This is a genomic window from Thermovenabulum sp., assembly GCF_049723235.1.
Taxonomy (GTDB): Bacteria; Bacillota; Thermosediminibacteria; order Thermosediminibacterales; family Thermosediminibacteraceae; genus Thermovenabulum.
In genome coordinates, this window is record NZ_JBNARB010000009.1 from 1 (window position 1) to 19,455 (window position 19,455).

At 40.6% G+C, this 19,455-nt stretch carries 26 protein-coding genes; 1 reads left to right on the top strand and 25 read right to left on the bottom strand.

Features of this window, described 5'->3' with window-relative positions; translation table 11 throughout:
* The 20 genes from ACPLOV_RS05975 to ACPLOV_RS06070 all read right to left on the bottom strand — a co-directional run.
* Positions 1-364, bottom strand: a 364-nt coding sequence (locus tag ACPLOV_RS05975; protein ID WP_424910813.1) for a tetrahydrofolate dehydrogenase/cyclohydrolase catalytic domain-containing protein, incomplete at its 3' end; no start/stop codon positions are given.
* 14 nt (positions 365-378) lie between these two features.
* Positions 379-1,014, bottom strand: coding sequence for a cyclodeaminase/cyclohydrolase family protein (locus ACPLOV_RS05980; RefSeq protein WP_424910814.1), 636 nt, complete (start codon positions 1,012-1,014; stop codon positions 379-381).
* Positions 1,015-1,041: 27 nt separating this feature from the next.
* Entirely contained in the window at positions 1,042-2,721 is a 1,680-nt protein-coding gene (locus ACPLOV_RS05985; RefSeq protein WP_424910815.1) for a formate--tetrahydrofolate ligase, read from the bottom strand.
* Positions 2,722-2,790: 69 nt separating this feature from the next.
* Positions 2,791-3,171, bottom strand: a complete 381-nt coding sequence (gcvH, locus tag ACPLOV_RS05990) for a glycine cleavage system protein GcvH (RefSeq protein ID WP_424910816.1) — start codon at positions 3,169-3,171, stop codon at positions 2,791-2,793.
* Between the two features lie 22 nt (positions 3,172-3,193).
* A complete protein-coding gene (locus ACPLOV_RS05995) occupies positions 3,194-4,000 on the bottom strand; it encodes a formate/nitrite transporter family protein (RefSeq protein ID WP_424909521.1) in 807 nt (268 codons plus the stop codon).
* A gap of 141 nt (positions 4,001-4,141) precedes the next feature.
* Positions 4,142-4,288 (bottom strand): hypothetical protein, encoded by a 147-nt coding sequence (locus tag ACPLOV_RS06000; protein WP_424909522.1) that lies wholly within the window; start codon positions 4,286-4,288, stop codon positions 4,142-4,144.
* A gap of 14 nt (positions 4,289-4,302) precedes the next feature.
* The gene (locus ACPLOV_RS06005; RefSeq protein WP_424909523.1) at positions 4,303-5,454 is read right to left on the bottom strand and encodes a uroporphyrinogen decarboxylase; all 1,152 of its coding nucleotides are present in this window, start codon (positions 5,452-5,454) and stop codon (positions 4,303-4,305) included.
* 70 nt (positions 5,455-5,524) lie between these two features.
* Positions 5,525-6,217, bottom strand: a complete 693-nt coding sequence (locus tag ACPLOV_RS06010; RefSeq protein WP_424909524.1) for a DUF1638 domain-containing protein — start codon at positions 6,215-6,217, stop codon at positions 5,525-5,527.
* Positions 6,218-6,333: 116 nt separating this feature from the next.
* Entirely contained in the window at positions 6,334-7,620 is a 1,287-nt protein-coding gene (locus ACPLOV_RS06015) for an adenylosuccinate synthase (protein ID WP_424909525.1), read from the bottom strand.
* 12 nt (positions 7,621-7,632) lie between these two features.
* A complete protein-coding gene (locus tag ACPLOV_RS06020; RefSeq protein WP_424909526.1) occupies positions 7,633-9,024 on the bottom strand; it encodes an NAD(P)/FAD-dependent oxidoreductase in 1,392 nt (463 codons plus the stop codon).
* Between the two features lie 115 nt (positions 9,025-9,139).
* Positions 9,140-10,486 carry a replicative DNA helicase gene (dnaB, locus tag ACPLOV_RS06025; RefSeq protein ID WP_424909527.1) on the bottom strand — a complete coding sequence of 449 codons (1,347 nt, stop codon included), beginning with the start codon at positions 10,484-10,486 and terminating at the stop codon, positions 9,140-9,142.
* A gap of 6 nt (positions 10,487-10,492) precedes the next feature.
* The gene (rplI, locus tag ACPLOV_RS06030; protein WP_424909528.1) at positions 10,493-10,939 is read right to left on the bottom strand and encodes a 50S ribosomal protein L9; all 447 of its coding nucleotides are present in this window, start codon (positions 10,937-10,939) and stop codon (positions 10,493-10,495) included.
* A gap of 26 nt (positions 10,940-10,965) precedes the next feature.
* Positions 10,966-11,904 carry a YybS family protein gene (locus ACPLOV_RS06035; protein ID WP_424909529.1) on the bottom strand — a complete coding sequence of 313 codons (939 nt, stop codon included), beginning with the start codon at positions 11,902-11,904 and terminating at the stop codon, positions 10,966-10,968.
* 48 nt (positions 11,905-11,952) lie between these two features.
* Positions 11,953-12,177 carry a 30S ribosomal protein S18 gene (gene rpsR / locus ACPLOV_RS06040; protein WP_068747684.1) on the bottom strand — a complete coding sequence of 75 codons (225 nt, stop codon included), beginning with the start codon at positions 12,175-12,177 and terminating at the stop codon, positions 11,953-11,955.
* A gap of 24 nt (positions 12,178-12,201) precedes the next feature.
* The gene (locus ACPLOV_RS06045) at positions 12,202-12,654 is read right to left on the bottom strand and encodes a single-stranded DNA-binding protein (RefSeq protein WP_424910817.1); all 453 of its coding nucleotides are present in this window, start codon (positions 12,652-12,654) and stop codon (positions 12,202-12,204) included.
* Between the two features lie 11 nt (positions 12,655-12,665).
* Positions 12,666-12,953, bottom strand: a complete 288-nt coding sequence (gene rpsF, locus ACPLOV_RS06050; RefSeq protein ID WP_424910818.1) for a 30S ribosomal protein S6 — start codon at positions 12,951-12,953, stop codon at positions 12,666-12,668.
* A gap of 69 nt (positions 12,954-13,022) precedes the next feature.
* Entirely contained in the window at positions 13,023-13,241 is a 219-nt protein-coding gene (locus tag ACPLOV_RS06055) for a DUF951 domain-containing protein (RefSeq protein ID WP_424909633.1), read from the bottom strand.
* Between the two features lie 7 nt (positions 13,242-13,248).
* Positions 13,249-14,055 (bottom strand): mechanosensitive ion channel family protein, encoded by an 807-nt coding sequence (locus ACPLOV_RS06060; protein WP_424909632.1) that lies wholly within the window; start codon positions 14,053-14,055, stop codon positions 13,249-13,251.
* A gap of 14 nt (positions 14,056-14,069) precedes the next feature.
* Positions 14,070-14,645 (bottom strand): sulfurtransferase-like selenium metabolism protein YedF, encoded by a 576-nt coding sequence (gene yedF, locus ACPLOV_RS06065; RefSeq protein ID WP_424909631.1) that lies wholly within the window; start codon positions 14,643-14,645, stop codon positions 14,070-14,072.
* A 15-nt stretch (positions 14,646-14,660) separates the two neighbouring features.
* A complete protein-coding gene (locus ACPLOV_RS06070) occupies positions 14,661-15,236 on the bottom strand; it encodes a CvpA family protein (RefSeq protein ID WP_424910819.1) in 576 nt (191 codons plus the stop codon).
* Positions 15,237-15,367: 131 nt separating this feature from the next.
* Between ACPLOV_RS06070 and yyaC the strand changes: the two genes are divergently transcribed.
* Positions 15,368-15,952 (top strand): spore protease YyaC, encoded by a 585-nt coding sequence (yyaC, locus tag ACPLOV_RS06075; RefSeq protein ID WP_424909629.1) that lies wholly within the window; start codon positions 15,368-15,370, stop codon positions 15,950-15,952.
* On the opposite strand, the gene ACPLOV_RS06080 is transcribed toward yyaC, so the two are convergent.
* The 5 genes from ACPLOV_RS06080 to ACPLOV_RS06100 are packed head-to-tail and all read right to left on the bottom strand — an operon-like array spanning position 15,942 to position 19,418.
* Complete coding sequence (locus tag ACPLOV_RS06080; RefSeq protein WP_424909628.1) at positions 15,942-16,802, bottom strand: diacylglycerol/lipid kinase family protein; 861 nt, start codon at positions 16,800-16,802, stop codon at positions 15,942-15,944. The two genes, yyaC and ACPLOV_RS06080, sit on opposite strands and share 11 nt — an antisense overlap.
* A 27-nt stretch (positions 16,803-16,829) precedes the next feature.
* Complete coding sequence (locus ACPLOV_RS06085; RefSeq protein WP_424909627.1) at positions 16,830-17,195, bottom strand: bactofilin family protein; 366 nt, start codon at positions 17,193-17,195, stop codon at positions 16,830-16,832.
* Between the two features lie 19 nt (positions 17,196-17,214).
* On the bottom strand, positions 17,215-18,153 hold the full coding sequence (locus tag ACPLOV_RS06090) for a peptidoglycan DD-metalloendopeptidase family protein (protein WP_424909626.1): 939 nt from the start codon (positions 18,151-18,153) through the stop codon (positions 17,215-17,217).
* A gap of 15 nt (positions 18,154-18,168) precedes the next feature.
* The gene (locus ACPLOV_RS06095) at positions 18,169-18,681 is read right to left on the bottom strand and encodes a DUF4446 family protein (protein WP_424909625.1); all 513 of its coding nucleotides are present in this window, start codon (positions 18,679-18,681) and stop codon (positions 18,169-18,171) included.
* 41 nt (positions 18,682-18,722) lie between these two features.
* A complete protein-coding gene (locus ACPLOV_RS06100) occupies positions 18,723-19,418 on the bottom strand; it encodes a DUF554 domain-containing protein (RefSeq protein ID WP_424909624.1) in 696 nt (231 codons plus the stop codon).
* Positions 19,419-19,455 lie beyond the last annotated feature (37 nt).

Genomic DNA, 19,455 nt, shown 5'->3' on the forward strand with positions numbered 1-19,455 from the left:
AAAAGCAGTCTACGTCTTTTTGGGGGTCTATGTGGTATTTTATCTGGTCTTCAGAAAGGTGGGAGGGCAGGGGCCTCATTATGAGTATGCCGTGAGTATCCGGATCGTCGTTTAGTTCTTTTATTTTGTTTATTAGTTCCTTTTGCGGGATTTGTTCGGGAAGCTGAAGTACGCTTCCTTTTATTCCTATTTCTTCGCATTTTTTGAGGGCGCCTTTTATGTAGGCTACGGAGTCGGGTTTTTCTCCTGCTATTATTATTTTTAATGAGGGTATGTAGCCTTTTTGTTTTAGCTGTTCTACTTCTTCTTTTAGCTGCTGTTTCAGGGCTTCGGCTACTTCTTTGCCGGAAAGTATGACTGCCATCTTTTTCTGCCTCCTTATTTTTGGATTATTAGTTTTTGCAGGACTAGGCGGTAGGTTTCGTCGGCTATGGCTTCTGCCATCCCGCTTATTTTTTCTATGTGTTCTGTTGTTTTTTCTTTGAATTCGCTGTCCTGTATGCCGCCCAAGTTTATGTATACGTTGAGTTTTCCGCTTAATACGGCGGCTTTTAGAAGGAGCGCTCCCACTCCGGCATCGCTTATTGCAAGTTTGTTGCCTATGTCGGCAAGCCTCCTTTGAAGTTTGAGGGCTTCTAAGGAGTATTCCATTATTTTAACGGGAACCTGGCAGGCTTCTTTTAAGGCTTTTTCTAAGGCTTGCTGTTTTTTTTCTTTTTCTTCTTCGGTGTTTTTGGGCATTTTGTAGGCGGCGGCTACGCTGCTGAATACTTTTGCGTCTTCGTCTATGAGCAAAAGGAGTTTTTCCTGCAGTTCCTGCGTTTTTTGTAATATTTGTTTTATTTCGGATTCTACGTCTTTGTATTTTTCTTTTCCTACCGTCAGGTTTGCTACCATGCTGCCCAGGGCATTACCGAGAGCGCCGGCTAATGCAGCGGCGCCCCCTCCCCCGGGTACGGGCTCCTTTGACGATAGAGCCTCAGTAAATTGTCTTACGGTTTTTTCTATATACATTGGCATCCCCCTATCCCATTTTCTACTTTAGAAAAGCCCGGAAATCCTTCCGTTTTCGTCCACATCTATATTCTCCGCCGCCGGCCTCTTGGGTAGCCCCGGCATCGTCATTATCTCTCCGGTCAGTACCACGACAAAGCCCGCTCCAGCCGATACTTTTACGTTCCTTACGGTTATCCTGAAACCGGTGGGCCGCCCTAATAGCGCCGGATTATCGCTCAAAGAATACTGGGTCTTGGCCATGCATACCGGTAGATTGCCGAATCCTAATTTCTCCAAGTTCTCTATTTCCTTCTGTGCAGCAGGAGTATAATCCACTCCATCGGCACCGTATATTTCTTTTGCAATCGTCTCTATCTTTTCCTTTATGGAAAGTTCGAGAGGATATAAGGGAGCGTATCCGTTTTCTCCTTCCTCTATCAGCCTCAACACCTCATTGGCAAGGTCCACTCCGCCTTCTCCGCCCTTTGCCCATACCTCGGATAATACCACGTTTACTCCTAAGGCTTTGCATTCTTCTTTTAATAAAGCTAATTCTTCTTCCTTATCCGTAGGGAATTTATTTAATGCTACAACTGCAGGAAGCTTAAATTTCTTTGTTATATTTTCTACATGTTTTAAGAGGTTTGCAATTCCTTTCTTTAACGCCTCTAAGTTCACTTCACTTAACTTATCTTTTGTTACTCCACCGTGATGCTTAAGCGCCCTTATGCTGGCAACTATAACCACTGCATTGGGTTTAAGTCCCGCATACCTTGCTTTTATGTCCAAGAATTTCTCCGCTCCCAAGTCCGCACCGAATCCGGCTTCGGTCACCACGTAGTCGGCAAGTTTAAGTGCAAGCTTTGTGGCCATTACGCTATTGCAACCGTGGGCTATATTGGCAAAGGGCCCTCCGTGAATGAAAGCCGGCGTGCCTTCTAAGGTCTGAACTAAGTTGGGCATCAGGGCATCCTTTAAAAGGGCAGTCATAGCCCCGTGGGCTTTTAAATCTCCCGCGGTAACGGGTCTTCCATCGTAAGTGTAAGCTACTATTATCCTTGAAAGCCTTTCTTTTAAGTCCATTAAATCCCTTGAAAGGCAGAACACCGCCATAACTTCCGAGGCTACCGATATATCAAAGCCATCTTCCCTGGGCACACCGTTGGCCTTCCCGCCGAGCCCGTCGACTATGAATCTCAGCTGCCTGTCGTTCATATCCATACAGCGTCTCCACACAATACGCCGGGGATCAATGCCCAGTTCATTTCCCTGATAGATATGGTTGTCTATCATTGCAGCGAGCAAGTTATTTGCTGCTGTAACTGCGTGAATATCACCGGTAAAATGCAGGTTTATATCCTCCATTGGGACCACCTGGGCATAGCCTCCGCCGGCTGCCCCGCCCTTCACTCCGAAAACAGGGCCGAGGGAGGGCTCTCTCAGGCATATCATGGCTTTTTTGCCAACTTTTCTGAGGGCATCCCCGAGACCTACCGTAGTAGTGGTTTTACCTTCTCCCGCCGGTGTGGGGTTAATCGCGGTTACAAGGATAAGCTTCCCGTCTTTTTTATCCTTTAACCTTGCAAAGACTTTTTCGTAATGTACCTTTGCTTTGTACTTCCCGTAGTATTCAATTTCTTCCTCGGAGAGGCCAATTTTTGATGCTATATCCTTTATATGCTCTAATTTGGCCTCCTGAGCAATTTCAATATCGCTTTTGTACATTTTGCATACCTCCATTTTTAGTAATTTTTTTGGTAAATATTAGAAAAATAATTGACACTAAGTCAATTATTAAATATTAATTTTTTCTAAATATTCCCGGCGTTCTAAAAGTTTTTCGAGTTCCGATGGTTCGCTTAGCTTTACTTTTATCAGCCAGCCTTTATCATACGGTGATTCGTTTACCAGTTCCGGACTATCTTCCAGCTCTTCATTAACCGCGATTACCTCCCCGCTCACCGGTGAATAAAGGTCCGATGATACTTTCCCGGATTCGATAGCACCAAAGATACCGTCTTTTTCTACCTTATCACCTGCTTGCGGTAAATCCACGTATAATATTTCTCCCAGCTCCTCCTGAGCATAATCCGTAATGCCTATAATACCCGTATCTCCTGTTACTCTAACCCAGGTATGTTCCGGATGGTACTTAATATCATCTGGAAAATGCATGATAAAACCTCCTGATATTAGTTTAAACATTTAGACTGGTTTTTTCATCCATTTTTTCTCGTTTTTTAACATAAGCTATATAATACATTAAAGGTACAAATATCGCTCCTCCCACTACATTTCCGAGAGTAACGGGAATGATGTTTTTAAATAAAATATCTCCCCAGCTTATGTTTAACCCTCCATATTTTGCAAGGGGCAAAAAGAACATATTGGCTACACTATGCTCGTATCCCGAAAGTACAAAAAGCATAATCGGAAACCAGCAGGAAAAGATTTTTGAAATTATATCCTGGGATGCGGTAGCCATTAAAACTGCCAGGACTACCAGGATATTGCATAAAATCCCTCTTATAAAAGCCTGAGTAATTCCCAAGGAAATTTTGCTTTGTGCGATGGAAAAGGCCATATTCATAACGTTATCCTTTATTAAGCCACTATTTGCAATTAAATACGCAAGTGCCACAGAACCCGCAAAATTTGAAAAATATACCGCAATCCAATTCCTGATAAGAGCGTAAAACGTTATTTCTTGCTTTAAAAATGCAAAGGTCATCAGGTTATTTCCGGTAAACAGCTCGGCTCCGCATACCACCACAAGCATAAGGCCTACCGGGAATACCATAGCGCCAAAAAATTTCATCAGACCCGCATCGATATTTTTCAATGTCTGCATTATAGTAATACTGCCAAAGCCTCCAAAGCCTATGTAGATTCCGGCGAATATACCCAGGGCCACCATCTGTTCGATGGAAAGCTGGGCTTTTTTAATACCATTAGTCACTGTCAAATTAATGGTTTCTTGAGGAGATAAAAATCTTTTTTCCAATATAAACCCCCTTTCATTTAAATATTTACATGTATATACATTTTCATGATATCACATAATTTTATAATTTGTCAATATTATAAAATTATTATAATTTTACAACATTGATATTATTCATTAATTAAAGCTATTTTTTACTCTTTACATCAGCAAAAACATAATAAAATTAAAAATCGAATCTTCTTCCCTTCGAATATTTGGTATAATGAAAGATTCCTCTTCCGGGGAAATTTTGTACTCCTCAATGTAATCCTTTTCACCTTTGTAATACTCCGAAAATATTTCCATTTGCTTTCGCCTCCTTAATAAACCGCATATTCCCTTACAAATCTGTTAACCGCAATTATATTCTCGGGTTTTGCATCTTTCAACGCCATGGGGAGCTTATCAAAGTTAAAAATAAACCCACCTCCCGGGGCTAAAATATCTACCAGTTCCCTGGCCACATTAACGCATTCCTGGGGAGTGCCCGTCCTCAATATGGAAATGGGATAAAGGCCCGTTATTATATATTTTTTGCCGAGCTTATTTTTAATTAAAAGAGGATCTCCGTATTCAAACCACATTTTTACTCCTCGAGGGAGCTCCGATAAGTAATCCAAGTATCGCATCCAATCCTGTTCTAAATAAAGGTCTACTCCCACATTTTTTTCCACAAGTCCTTCTACCAGCTTTTTAAAGGTAGGCCAGAATAATTTCTCAAAATCAGAAGTGCGAAGATAGGGAGGCATATGAAGGGGTATGAACGTCCTTTTATAAATCGAGGGTTCCCTGGGAATACCCGCTTTTATCATTAAGGGAAGAACCGCTTCACAGGCTTCTGACACTTTTTCGGGAATTTTTCTGATATCCCTCACCATCCCGGTAAACCCTCTTATTTGGTCGGCTATAAAATCAAAGGGGGCTTCTGTCAATGCGCTCATTCCCTCTATGCTCAAACCATATTTTTGAGCGGCTTTCGATGAGAACGTTTTTATTTTTATCGTGGAATTAATATATACCCTGTAAGCCTTTGCAAAAACCAAAGCTTTTTTTTCAGCGCTGTCGTTTAATTTCTCATATATTCTGGGAAGGACCTTTTCGATTATAAATTTATAGGGGTCCTGGATAAGTTCATCATATTCTTCTGCCTGCATTGCACTTACTTCGGGATGCTGAATGAAACCTTCCGAACCCATAACAAAGTTTTTAGCTCCCAGCAATCTGTACATCAGCGGAAACCTTAAAATTACCGTGGGCACCACATCGCTTTCTAAGTCTTTAGATACCCTGTCAATTACTTTTTCCAGTAAATCTAAATTCCACTGGGCTTCTTTTAGATCAAGTCCCGAATACTGGATTGCATAGGTTATCTCTACCTTTGTAGCTACAGGCACCCTTTTGGGTATTTTCCCTTCATATATGTCCTTAAAAATTTGAGTCCTTTCCTCAATCATCTTCTCTTTATCTTCCATACAGTCGGAGCTCACCTCCTTTGAATTATCATTATTTTTTGAAATCTCGCCGTACAATATGTGTAAAATTCTATAAGACTATTGAATCCTGATGAAAGGAGTCTTTATCCGTAAATCCAAAATGTTCTACCGTTACCTTTTCTCCTTTCTTCACCACGCAAAAATCTTGGTCATAAGGACCTTTCAAAAGTTTAACCAAAAACCAGATATCCCCTTTTTCCAGCACAAGTTTCAGCGAAGTCATTCTCGCGATTTCTTCAGCCTTTGGAATATATTCCGAAACATCGTATGCCCCCGTATCAATGAGCATTAAATACTTGTAGTTTTTAAGCATAATCTCAAAAATCATTTTAGTTTTTTTAAATCCGTATTTTTTTAAAGCATTTTCAAATTCTTTGCTAATGCTTTTGGAACTCTCTATCCACCCTTTGGTAAGAAAATAAGTTTCTTTTACCCTCTCGTACTTTTCGCCGGGCTTGCTCATGACCATTGAAATACAATCCTCAGTCTTGGGTATTATTAAATTGGCGGTGGAAGCGTGTATCCCCACAAGCCCATTTCCACAGCAGCCATATGCAAATAGCAGGTTATCGGCATCCTTTACCGAATCTACCGTTTCCTGAAGTTTTTTTCTAAGTTTATTAGGATCCGAATGATATTCGGAATCTAAAAAGATTACGGGATAAGTGCAGTTGGTCAATGCATAAGCTAAATTTAATTCATCCCTCAGGGTCTGGCAAGCTATTACTACATTATTCAACAATTATTCACCTCCGATATATCTTTATATTGTTTTCTACTTTAATAAAAAAAATTCCTGCAAGTAATCACTTACAGGAATTATATATTTATAAATTCGGCTTTATTCCATTTTTATATCTAAAAAAGATTCGTTATTTCAAAACCCTGCTCCCTTCCGGGCCCTATGGATATAAAGGCTGCTTTCACCCCGGTTAATTCTTCAATTCTTTTTACATATTTTATCAGGTTATCGGGCAGCTCTTCGATTTTTTTGATTCCTGAGACTCCTTCTTCCCAGCCCGGGAGCTCTTCGTAAACGGGTTCACATTCGGCAAGGACATTTAAACTTGCCGGGAAGTCGGTGAGGATTTTACCTTTATACCTGTATCCCACGCAGATTTTTACCGTGTTTATACCTCCCAGTGTATCAAGTTTAGTTATTGCAATATAGGAAAGGCCGTTGACCTTTACCGCATAACGAAGCATAACTATATCCAGCCAGCCGCACCTTCTTGGTCTTCCTGTAGTGGTGCCGTATTCATATCCTTTTTCCCTGATAAAATCACCGGTGGCATCAAATATTTCGGTAGGGAAAGGTCCTTTCCCCACGCGCGTGGTATAGGCTTTAACCACTCCCACAACTTTATCAATAAATGTCGGACCTACGCCGGCACCTATGCATACCCCTCCCGCCACCGGATGAGAAGAGGTTACATAAGGATATGTCCCCAGATCCACATCGAGAAGGGTCCCCTGAGCGCCTTCATACAGTATTTTTTTATCGTTTTTAGAAAATTCATATATTATTGATGTGGTATCGCATACCATTTCTTTAATTTCTTCCCCGGCTTTCAGGTAAAGGTCAATTATCTCTTCTTTATTCACGCCCTTTTTCCCGTATACTTTCTGAATTATCTCATTTTTTATCCTCAGGTTCTGTTCTACTTTTTCTTCAAAGTATTTTGGTTCCAAAAGGTCGCATACCCTTATTCCCATTCTTTCGGCTTTGTCCACATAAGCGGGGCCAATACCCCTTCGGGTGGTTCCCAGCTGATATTCTCCCTTATGTTCCTCTATAACTTCATCTAAAAGTTTATGATAGGGCATTATTAAATGTGCCCTGTCGCTAATTTTAAGTCTGCTTCTCACTTCTATTCCGTAGCTTTCCAAATACCTTATTTCTTCCACCAGAGCAACGGGGTCTATCACCATGCCGTTCCCCAGGATGCATATCTTCCCGGGGTGGAGTATTCCGGAAGGAATCAGGTGAAGTTTATATCTTTTATCGTCTACCTCCACCGTATGGCCCGCATTATTCCCTCCCTGATACCGTACCACCATATCAGCCCGGGATGCTAAGAAATCCACTATCCTGCCCTTTCCTTCATCACCCCACTGGGCTCCTATGACCACTATCCCCGGCATAACATCACCTCGTTATCCTTTTAATATCCTGCTGATTATTTCTCTTGCCACAATAACTCCAGACACCGAAGCCTGGGCTAAACCTCTTGTAACACCAGCCCCATCTCCCGCAGCAAAAAGATTTTTTACCTGCGTTTCCAAGGATGAAGAAAGGGCGGGTCTTGATGAATAAAACTTCACTTCTACCCCGTAAAGTAGAGTGTGATTGGAGTTTACTCCCGGCACCAATTTATCCATTGCCTGAAGCATTTCCAAAATGCTTACCAGATGCCTGTAGGGGAATACTAAGCTGAGGTCCCCCGGAGTTGCCTCTTTCAGCGTGGGCTCCACAAGACCCCTTTTTATTCTCTCAGGGGTGGAACGCCTGCCGGACAAAAGGTCTCCCAACCGCTGGACTATAACCCCTCCGCTCAGCATATTGGCAAGGGTAGCGATGTACTTACCGTAGGAGATAGGCTCTTTAAAAGGTTCCGTAAAGGTCTTGCTTACCAGGAGAGCAAAATTTGTATTTGTGGTTTTCCTATCCGCATAACTGTGCCCGTTGACGGTAATTAATCCGCTGTTGTTTTCTATGACCACTTCACCGTAAGGATTCATGCAAAAAGTCCTTACCTTGTCATCGAAGGATTTGGAATAGTATACTAATTTGGATTCGTATACCACATCCGTCAGGGGTTCCATTACCACCGAAGGCACTTCTACCCTGACACCTATATCCACAGGATTAATTTCCATATCCAGTCCAAGCCTGACAGCTTCCTTGGCAAACCATTCAGCACCTTCCCTGCCGGGAACGGCTACAATGTAATTCGCAAAGTAATTATCCCCCTTAACCGTCTCCACGCCTACTGCCCTATTTTCTTCCACTAGTATCTTTTTTACTGGAGTAGAGGTTAATATTTCTACCTTACCTTTAAGGTAATCGTACATCTTTTTCAGAATCAGCCAGCATTTTTCCGTACCCAGGTGTTTTACCTTTGCCGGTATTAATCTCAAATCGGCAGTTGCGGCCTTCTGCTGAAGCTCTTTAACCTTATTCTGATCCGTACCGTGCACAATCTCCGTAGCGCCAAAGCTTAAAAATATTCTATCTATATAGCCTATAAGCTCGGATACCTCTTCTTTCGATATATATTCATCCAACCAGCCGCCAAATTCGGTGGTTAAGGTTAATTTTCCATCACTGAAAGCTCCAGCACCACCCCATCCATTAACTATGGAACAGGGATCGCAGTGCATGCACTTTATCTTTTTTTCCTTTGAGGGGCATGCCCTGTGCTCTATGTCCTTTCCCTTTTCTAAAATTAATACCGATGTATTCGGCGCTTTATCCACAATTTCCAGAGCGGCAAAAATACCCGCAGGCCCCGCTCCAATAATAATTACATCGTAGTTTTTTTTCATCTCGCATCCCCGCCTTATGCTTTTTCGAAAAAACCCTAATAAATATAACAGAAAAAATTTTTTTAGTCAATTATATATGAATAATTTATGAGTTGTTTCTTAAAATATTCGCATTTTATGTCATTTCATTTTGCCTATATTTTTCCACGCTTACAAACTTAGTATACTGGGATAGCCACAGGAGCTCTACTTTTCCGGTAGGGCCGTTTCTCTGTTTTGCTATAATAACCTCTACGATATTCTTTTTGTCGGTATCCGGATTATAGTAGTTTTCCCTGTATAAAAATGCAACCAGATCGGAATCCTGCTCTAAGCTTCCCGATTCCCTGAGGTCGCTTAAAACCGGACGATGGTCAGCCCTGGCGTCGGGAGCCCTTGAAAGCTGGGATAAAGCAAGCACGGGCACGTTTAATTCCCTGGCCATAGCTTTCAAGGAACGGGAAATTTCCGAAATTTCCTGCTGCCGGGTTTCCGACTGATTTCTGCTGGATATCAGCTGAAGATAGTCAATTACCACGAGCCCCAATCCTTTTTCAGCTTTTAGTCTTCTGGCTTTTGCCCTGATTTCCAAGCTGGTAATTCCGGGAGTATCATCGATGTAAATAGGAGCTTCCGAAAGAGGCCCCATTGCCCTGGCAAGCCTTGGCCAATCCTCCTCCTCTAATTTTCCGGTTCTTAATTTATGGCTGTCTACATTGGATTCAGCGCAAAGCATTCGCTGAACCACCTGTTCCTTTGACATCTCAAGGCTGAATATGGCCACCGGTATTTTATACCTTATAGCCGCGTTTTGCGCGATATTCAGCGCAAAAGCGGTTTTGCCCATGCTCGGTCTTGCCGCAACTATTATCAGGTCCGATGGTTGCAATCCCGATGTCATAGAGTCCAAATCCGGAAAACCGGTGGGCACTCCCGTTATCCCGCCTTTTGTATGATAAAGCTTTTCGATTCTTTCAAAGGTGGAAAGGAGCAAATCCTTTACGTGGTAAAAATTCTCCACCCTTCTTTTCTGGACTATATTGAATATTTTTCTTTCGGCTTCATCCAGAATTTCTTCCACATCTTCTTTTGGCTCATAGGCAGAAGAAAGAATATGAGAGGCTGTTTCGATGAGCTTCCTTAAAAGCGCTTTTTCCTCAACTATTTTGCAATACTCAGCTATATTTGAAGGTGTAGGCACTATTTCGGTGAGGGTAGCCAGATAAGTGGCTCCTCCCACATCTTCTAACAACCTTTTATTTCTCAGAGATTCGGTAACGGTAATGAGGTCTACGGGATTTCTGTTTTCGTGAAGCTCGACAATGCATTCAAATAGTTTTCTGTGGGACTCCTTGTAGAAATCCTCGCTCTTTAACCTTTCCACAGCAACATAAATAGCCTCCCTGGAAAGAAGCATAGAGCCGAGGACCGACTGCTCTGCTTCAATATTGTAAGGAGGCACTTTGGAAAGGGCTTTTTCCATATATTATCACCCTTCAATTACGTTAATTTTAAACTTTGCTTCCACTTCCGGATGGATTTTTGCTCTGGCTTCATACACTCCAAGGGTCTTTATTACCTCTTGCAGTACGATTTTTCTCTTATCGATATCTATTTTAAGCTGTTCTTTCAAGCCCTCCGCAATGTCCTTTGTATTAATGGAACCGTATAATTTACCCTGTTCACCGGCTTTTACCTTTAATGTAAGAGTGTAATTTTCTATTTTTTTGGCAAGTTCCAGGGCTTCTCTTTTTTCCCTTTCCTTTTTATTCTCCACCGCCTTTTTTTCCTGTTCCAGTTTTGCTATGTTTCCCGAAGAAGCCTCTATGGCTAAATTCTTAGGAAAGAGGAAATTCCGGGCATAACCGTCAGCTACATTAACCACATCGCCTTTTTTGCCCAAGTTTTTAACATCTTGAATTAAAATGACCTTCATTTTTCTCACCCCGATTATATATAAAGTTACAATTTTCTAAAATTCATTAATATATCAAACATTCCGGCCCAGGCTACTATTTGCGCAAAGAAAGGATTGAAGAACACCAAAAAGACCGCAAGAACCCTTAATGGTTTTGACACATTGTACTTGCCAAAGTAAAAGGCAAGGAGGGAAAAGCCTTCTATAAAAAAGGCAAAGTAAAATACCAGCTGCAGATTCATCCCTATGGTTTTCAATATTCCTACAGGCCAGTAAGGTTCAAGGAATGAAAGCAATATCCCTATCATGAAAAAAAATACCGTAAAGGACGGAAGCTTCCACTGCCAGAAAGGGGTGAAATCCTTAATCCTGCTTCCTAACCTTGTTATTACAAGCTTTGCCACACTGTAATTTAAAAAGGAGTCTACCACGGAAGCGAGCACAAATACCCCGGGGATTGCCATTGAAAGAAGGTTTACTGCCTGCTTAAAGTTTTGTGTGGTCTGTTCTACTAATTCTTTATTCATGCCCATGGATGTATAAAATTTTGTTACCTGTTCCACGGATTCTTTCAATGCAGTAATTTCTTCATTTATAGGGTTAATCCCCATTACATAAAGGGAAATAACAATCAAAACCACCTTGGCTATAAGGGAAGCCACGGTGCCCACCGCTAAGCATTTTTCGGCGGAAAAATCCTTGCTTATAGCCCACCCTAAGGCTATCCCTATAAGCCCAAATCCCAGAATTACGGTAAGAGCCTGTAGAGGCCCTTCCAGCATAGCTACTATGATACCCGATACGGCTGTGGCAAGGATGCTTATTTTCAAACCATGCCTTATGCCGAGAAGGATTATGGGTACAGGCCAAACAAGGCTTGCAAAGGTCCCCAGAATCGGTATATAAAGCGAAAGTAAACTTAGAATAATGGTAATAGCTGATAGAAGCGCTCCTTCAACCAGTGCCCTGGTATTGTTTTGCATAAATTTTCCCCCTTTTGGCTTAAAAAAAGAGAGGGATTACCCCTCTCTTTATTCCGTGGTAAACGGCAGTAAAGCCATGTTCCTGGCTCTTTTAATGGCAACGGTAAGCTGCCTTTGATGTCTTGCACAATTACCTGTAATCCTACGGGGCAAGATTTTTGCTCTTTCGGTTATAAATTTCCTCAATCTTGCCACGTCTTTGTAATCAATATAATCTATTTTATCCACGCAGAAACTGCAGACCTTTTTCTTCTTGTTCTTTTTCGCCTTCACCCTCTATCCTCCTTTTCTTAATACTCAGAAGGGCAAATCTTCTCCGGCGTTTAAATCATCACCGAAATCAAAATTCAAATCTATATCCGGGTCGTTAAATCCTTCTTCAAAAGCACCCGTTTGGGGTTCGGGTTCCCTTTCCTGGGAATCTGTTGCCTTAGGCCTATCTAAAAATTGTATTTCTTCAGCTACCACTTCGGTAACCCATTTTCTTGCACCGTTTTGAGTCTCAAAAGACCTGACCTGCAGCCTTCCGCTAACCCCCACGAGCCTGCCCTTTCTAAGGTTGCTCGCACATTGTTCGGCTAATTTTCTCCAAACCACGATGGGAATAAAATCCGTATCCCTTTCCCCTTTTTGATTCAAAAAGGGCCTCGAGACGGCCAGCGTGAAGGTAGCCACAGCTACCCCGCTCCCAGGGGTGTACCTCAGTTCGGGGTCTTTTGTAAGCCTTCCGATTAAAATAACCTTATTCAAATTTTACACCCCTATCTATCCTTCCGGATAACGATATGCCTTAAAACGCCGGTGGTAATCTTCAAAAGCCTTTCCATTTCCTGCACCGCCGATGGGTCTGCAGTAAAGTTCATTATTACGTAATACCCTTCCTTGCGGCGCTCAATGGGGTAGGCCAATCTTCTTTTTCCCCACCGTTCAATCTCCTGTACCTCTCCCCCTCTGTCGGTAATTACGCTTTTGAATTTTTCGATCAAAGAGTTGGTGGAATCCTCATTCAAATCGGGGTCGAGGATGTACATGGTTTCATAGCTCCTCATCTTTTCACCTCCTCGGACATTTGGCCCCGGAATTTCACCGGAGCAGAGATGCTCTTGCGTATTATATCATTATTCTGTAAGATTTTCAAGCTCCCCGGGTCCCATACTTTTTATTATCTTTTTAACACCCTTTTCGAATTTGGGCCTCGGGATCATAACTTTTCTTCCACATCCCAAGCATTTTATCCCTATATCGGCTCCCAGCCTCCATATTTCCCACTGAAAGCTTCCGCAGGGGTGCTTTTTTTTCATTTCAACTACATCACCGAGATAAAATTTCAACCGCATCACTCCTTTAAGCACCTTTTAGCGGGGCTCTAAAATAAGCAAAGCTTATTTTTTCCTTTTCAAAACGTTCCTTGATTTTCTTCCTGATTTCCCTTTCTACCGCCCACTGCTTAAGTGGAGTTGTTTTAGATATTATGGTAAATTCGATTCCTTCCGGTCCAAAATCCGTAATACCTAAAACCTCCGGGCCTTCTTTTATGTACTCCAGGGTTTTAATTTCCTCGCATATTTCCCTGAGAATGCTAAAAACCCTGTCTATATTTTCTTCATAGGATACCTTCACCTTCACGAGTGCCCTCATATTGCCCCTCGTGTGGTTTGTCACCCTTTTTATCTCCCCGTTTGGTATTATATGTAGCTGTCCGCCAAAATCCCTGAGTTTTGTAATTCTGAACCCCACCTCTTCTACAAAGCCCTCCACTTCTTCTGTTTCAATGTAATCCCCCACCTGGTATTGATCTTCAAACAAAATGAAAAATCCCGCAATTACATCTTTCACAAGACTCTGGGCTCCAAATCCTACCGCAATGCCGCCAATGCCCGCAGCGGTTAGTAGAGAAGAGGTGTTTATACCTGCCAGGTCCAGAAGTATCAGGAGGGCGATGAAATATACAGTGTACTTTAAAAGGCTTTTCAAAAGTCCTCCTAAGGTTTTTATTCTGTTCTCATTTGTCTTAATGATTTTTGTCTGCCGGTAAAAAAGGCCATCAATGAACCGGTTTAATATTTTTACAAGGAATACCGATAAAATTATCACATAAAGCATTTTCACGTAATTTGTGTTCAAAAACCTTAGCTGAGTCCAAAAATTCATGTAGGAAACACCCTTTATATCGTAATGGTTTTAAATAAAGTCATTTTTTCTACTATTGTGTACATATTTGTAACGCTTCCCACCTGCAGTTTCTCTTTAAGGTTATAGTAATCCAGGCAGGTACCGCAGGAAAGTATACTTACTCCTTTTTCTTCAAGGGTTTTTAATATTCCCGTCATTTCTGAACCCTCGGTGGTCAAAAAAACTCCGCTGTTAACAAACATTATGGATTCGGGTAGTTTTTGCGATTCGCTCAATGCATATAAAAAACTTCTCATAAGTAATTTCCCGAGCTCTTTTGAACCTTGTCCAAAAGTATTCCTGCCAATCAGCACCACATAAGCATCTTTTTCCTTAGTTGTATCTTCTTTTTTTTCTTCCTTATGGGCAGTTAAATAAAATAGTCCTTCCTTTTCTTCCGCTTTTACGGAAAATCCTCTGCTTTTTAAAAACTTAGTTACATTTTCTTTTGACACCTCATTATCTACGATTACATTTATATCTTCAATATTAACATTTTCTTCCAGTGCGTTTTTAGTCATAATAACAGGTTCCGGGCATTTTCTCCCCCTGCAGTCCACCCTTATCATTTTTTCCCTCCTTTTTTAAATAAATTTTATAACCTTCGGAAATATTGTATCAATAACCTTTAGCTGATTCAATATTTTCGATCCGTTGAGCACATTCCACAGGTATCTATTGGTGAAAATTGTGAAGAAGGGCTGAAAAACTGTTGTAACTATGGAAAGCCATAAAGCAATAGCAATAAGGGATAAAAAAGCTCCGGACAGCCTGTTTAAAAAAGACATTTTTGTTTGCTTTGTTAAGCCCGCTATAAAATATTCAGCCACGGTAAAAATTATCTGTATTCCGGCAAAAATCACAAGAAAAGCTATTGCATTTAATGCCATATCCAAAATCATTTTATGATTTAATATGCCGGCCGGCAGGGAATCGGAAGGTAATCTCTCAATACCCAAATTAAAAACCTGAGCTAATCTTCGTTCCAGGCCGAAATTTTTTGAAAGAAAATCTACAGTGTTTTTCTGATAAAAAATAGCAGCATAGATTGAAATTATTATTCCCACTACATTTATAGCAGAAGTTACAATCCCTCTTGTGTATCCATCTATAGCTCCTTTTATAAAAATAAAAATTAAAAGAATATCGAGGAAATTCATAAAAAGCATCTCCTCTAAAAAAGGATACTTATTAATAAGATATGCATTTTATGGAATTTTGTTACAAAAATGAATAGATTTTTACTATTAATGTCAATAATATTAAAAAATGCTCTTTTGGGAGGTTCCCGATGATAATACCGCAGTTATTGCGAACCGACGAAATAAGGGTTCATATAGAAAATCCTCTTGCTTCTGAAATCCTTTCAAGAGGCATATGGAGAATTTTAGAAGAGGAATGGAGGCAGCAAAGCGAAATTGTTTTTTTATGTATCGGAACCGATAGATCCACAGGTGATTCCTTAGGACCAATAGTAGGAAATTTTCTTTTAGAAGATCCTGTTATTCAAAAAATCCCCCTTGTCAGCGTTTTCGGATGTCTGAAAGAGCCGGTTCACGCCGGAAATCTCGAAAAAGTATTGCAGGAGCTGAACGATTCGAAGGAAAAACCTTTTATTATAGCCATAGACGCTTCCTTAGGAAGGCTTGAAAATATCGGCACTATTAAGCTGGGTAAGGGACCGTTAAAACCCGGTGCCGGAGTAAAAAAAGAATTACCTCCCGTTGGAGCTTTTCATATTACGGGAACCGTCAATTTTGGAGGTCTCATGGAGTACTTAGTCCTGCAAAATACGAGGCTTTATATAGTCTATGAAATGGCAAAGGTTATCTCGGATTCCATACATAAAGGAATAATCCTTTATTTCATGAAATAATATTTATAGCCCCCGGCCAGACTTCAAAGGTTTTTGGCGTAACCCCAATTATATCCCCATCGGTGTGAACCAAAATCGGGGATTGGCTTTTTATTGTCACCTTCTTTCCCCGGAAGGTTTCGTACGACCGATGGGTGGTATGCCTTCCTTTGAATACTTTTGGTAAAAATCTTAATATCTCAAGTTTACTAACCTCATTTACAATCGAAACATCCAGATGCCCGTCATCCGGCTGAGCGGTAGGGCATATCATCATACCGCCGCCGTAATACCTGCCATTGCTAACCGTAACAAGCCACACCCTTTTTTTTAACACTTTCCCATCCAGAATAATTTCCACTTCCTGAGGTTTAAACCTTAAAAGGGTCTTTATTACTGCAAATATATAGGCCGCGCTACCCTTTAAAAACTTAACTTCATTATTTACTGAGTCCGCTACGGAGGCATCCAGCCCTGCCCCCGCTGCGTTAATGAGTATTTCACCGTTACAGCTTATAACATCTACCTTTCTGGTGTTACCCCTTTTAATCAATTCTAAAGATTTCTCAATATCTTCGGGAATACCTACAGTCCTCGCAAAATCATTACCTGTCCCCGCAGGTATTATACCTAATTTTGCATCTTTACCGGCTAAGGATTTTACAATATCCCTTATGGTTCCATCTCCACCTACCGAAACTATGGCGTTAAAACCCTGTTCCCAGGCTTTTTGCGCTAAATAAGTAGCTTCTCCTGCTCGGCTGGTAAAGCAGTAATCGTATTCTATATCGATCTTTTTTTGGATTTTAGACCAAACCCCTTTAGCCCTTCCTCTTCCTGCTACCGGATTTATTACAAAAAATACCGACAACCGTTATTTCTCCCCTTCCTGCATTTTTTATCCGTTTTCCGTCCTTATCATTTCGCATTTACCGTTAAATTCAGCGCCCTCTTCCACTATAATCCCTTCAACCTTCACATCTCCGATTACCTTCCCCGAAGTTTTAATATATAGTTTTCCTTTCAAAAATATATTGCCCTGATATTCGCCCGCTATTACGGCATTGTTAGCCTTTATCTGGGCTTTTACCTTAGATCCTTCCGATATTATTATATCGCTTTCGCTTTCTATCTCGCCCTCCATTGTTCCATCGATTTTAAGGACCCCGCTTGAAATTATCTTACCCTGAAATTCAGCGTTTTTTCCTATAATCGTTTCTACCCTGTCTTTCACCGAATTTAATTCTTCCTTTTTGCCGAACATAAATTCCCCCCTGTTTTCATCAATCCTGATCGGATTGTTTTTTTATGTAAGTTAAAGGATCGATAAATCTTCCATTATGTAAAAGAGAAAAATGAAGGTGAGCACCGGTGCTTCTTCCCGTGCTTCCCACTGCAGCTATATCCTGGCCCTTTAATACTTTTTGTCCTTTTCTTACAAGTATTTTTGAAGCATGAGAATACATGGTCTGAATTCCATTATTGTGATTAATAATCACCGTATATCCATATCCCGCCTTGTATCCGGCAAATATCACTACTCCGTTTGCCGCCGCTTTAATTTTTGTACCGTAAGCTGCCGAAATATCAATTCCGTCGTGAAACTCTCTACCTCTGCCAAAAGGGTTTTTCCTGTAGCCAAAGTAAGAAGTTATTTCACCCTGCACCGGCCATAGACCCGGGATGGAGTCTACCCTTTCCTTCAGTTCCATTAAAGCCTCTGAAAGATTTTTCAGATTTTTTTCCTTTTCCGCTAATTTTTCGTTTAGATCGTTTAGTACCAAAAGTAATTCTCCTCGATTTATATCCCCGCGGCTGGAAAGCCCCGTAGTTTTCTGCTGTAGAAGCCCGTAATCTTGTATTTTAAATGTATTGTCCTTTAATACCTGGTTTAATTTACCTTCCAATTCCTCTATTTTGGACAATTTTTTTTCCACCTCATTTATTTTGTCTTCTAATTGTTTTTTCTGCTGATTGTATTCTTTTATTTTATGTTCCATTTCCTTGTAATTTTGATTTTCCTGTAAGAGTTTATAATTTTCCGATTTAATGAGATTTATGTATCTTATCAGGTTAAAAGTTAAAAACAGAATAAGAAACAAAGAAAATATCACGCCATATTTAACTATGGAAATTTTTTTAGAATCCAGAAAGAAGGAAAGGGTTTTTTTATCCGAATGGGGAACTATCATTATGGTCATGCTATCTTTCTTTTTTTTCATATATCATCCTCCCGGCTATTCGGAGAGTGCCTTTTGTAAAACCTTTTTCTCCTCTTCACTTAACAAATACGTACTGGTTCCACCGCTGATGGGCTTTAAATACACCCTGTTCTCATCCCTCCCGTAAATGCTGGTTATTATAAATCCATCATTATTCCCGTTTAACAGGGCAATGCTGAAGCTAAGGTCGCTTCCCATATTTTCAAAAGCATTATACCTGATGGCGTGAAATTTTTGTAATGCAGCCTTCGATCTTTCTTCAAAATCTTTTACTTTTTTTTGGATCTTAACCCCCTCTTCCTTTGCCTCTTTTACATCCTTGGCTATCATCATCAAAATTTCCTCCAGGTTTTTTCCATCCATTCCCCTTGTAAGTGCCTGATATTTCTTCATAATTTTTGTCAATTTTACGCTCACAGCAATAAAAATTATAAGTGCGGCAATATAAAGGAAAACAGTTATTAATATAAGTGTATCGATATTTTCTCCAATTAGTCTCTTTACTTCCTGTATGTACTGTAGCTGCATTTTTATTTGCCTCCCTTAGGTCTTTAATTTTATCAATAATATTAATAAAAATTAAATTTTATGAATAAATAAGTTATAAATACTGCTGTAAATATTGCGGGCAGAAGATTACCCACCTTTACTCGAGATTTCCCTGAAAGCATGTTTATGCCTATGCCGAATATTAAAAGACCTCCCGTAGCGGTCATTTCTCTAATTATTTCCTGGGTTAAATACGCTTTAATAAATCTTGCAGATAGCGTTATCGCTCCCTGGTAGATAAAAACCGGAAGGGAGGAGAAGGCCACTCCTATACCTAAGCTGGAAGTGAAAACAATAGACGAAACCCCGTCGAGTATTGACTTAACAAAAAGAATACTGTGGTTTCCGTTCAAGCCGCTTTCAATGGAGCCCATAATAGCCATGGCTCCCACACAATATACTAAACTTGCCGTTACAAAAGCCTTTGTAAACTCTCCTTCGGATTTAGAAAACTTCTTTTCAATCCTTCCTCCTATTTTATTAAGTCCTTCTTCTATTTTTAAAATTTCGCCGATGATTGCTCCGGTAACTATACTCAAAGTAACAACCAGTAAGTTATTTGTCTTGATGCTCATGGATATTCCTATAAGCATTACCGTAAGGCTAAGCCCCTGCATCACCGTTGACTTAATATCTTCGCTGAAACTGTTTTTTAAAAAATATCCCAAGAGTGAACCTAAAAGTATTGATACGGAATTAACTACCGTGCCCAGCAATTTTTATCCCCCAATTCTTTTTGTTATAACTTTTCGT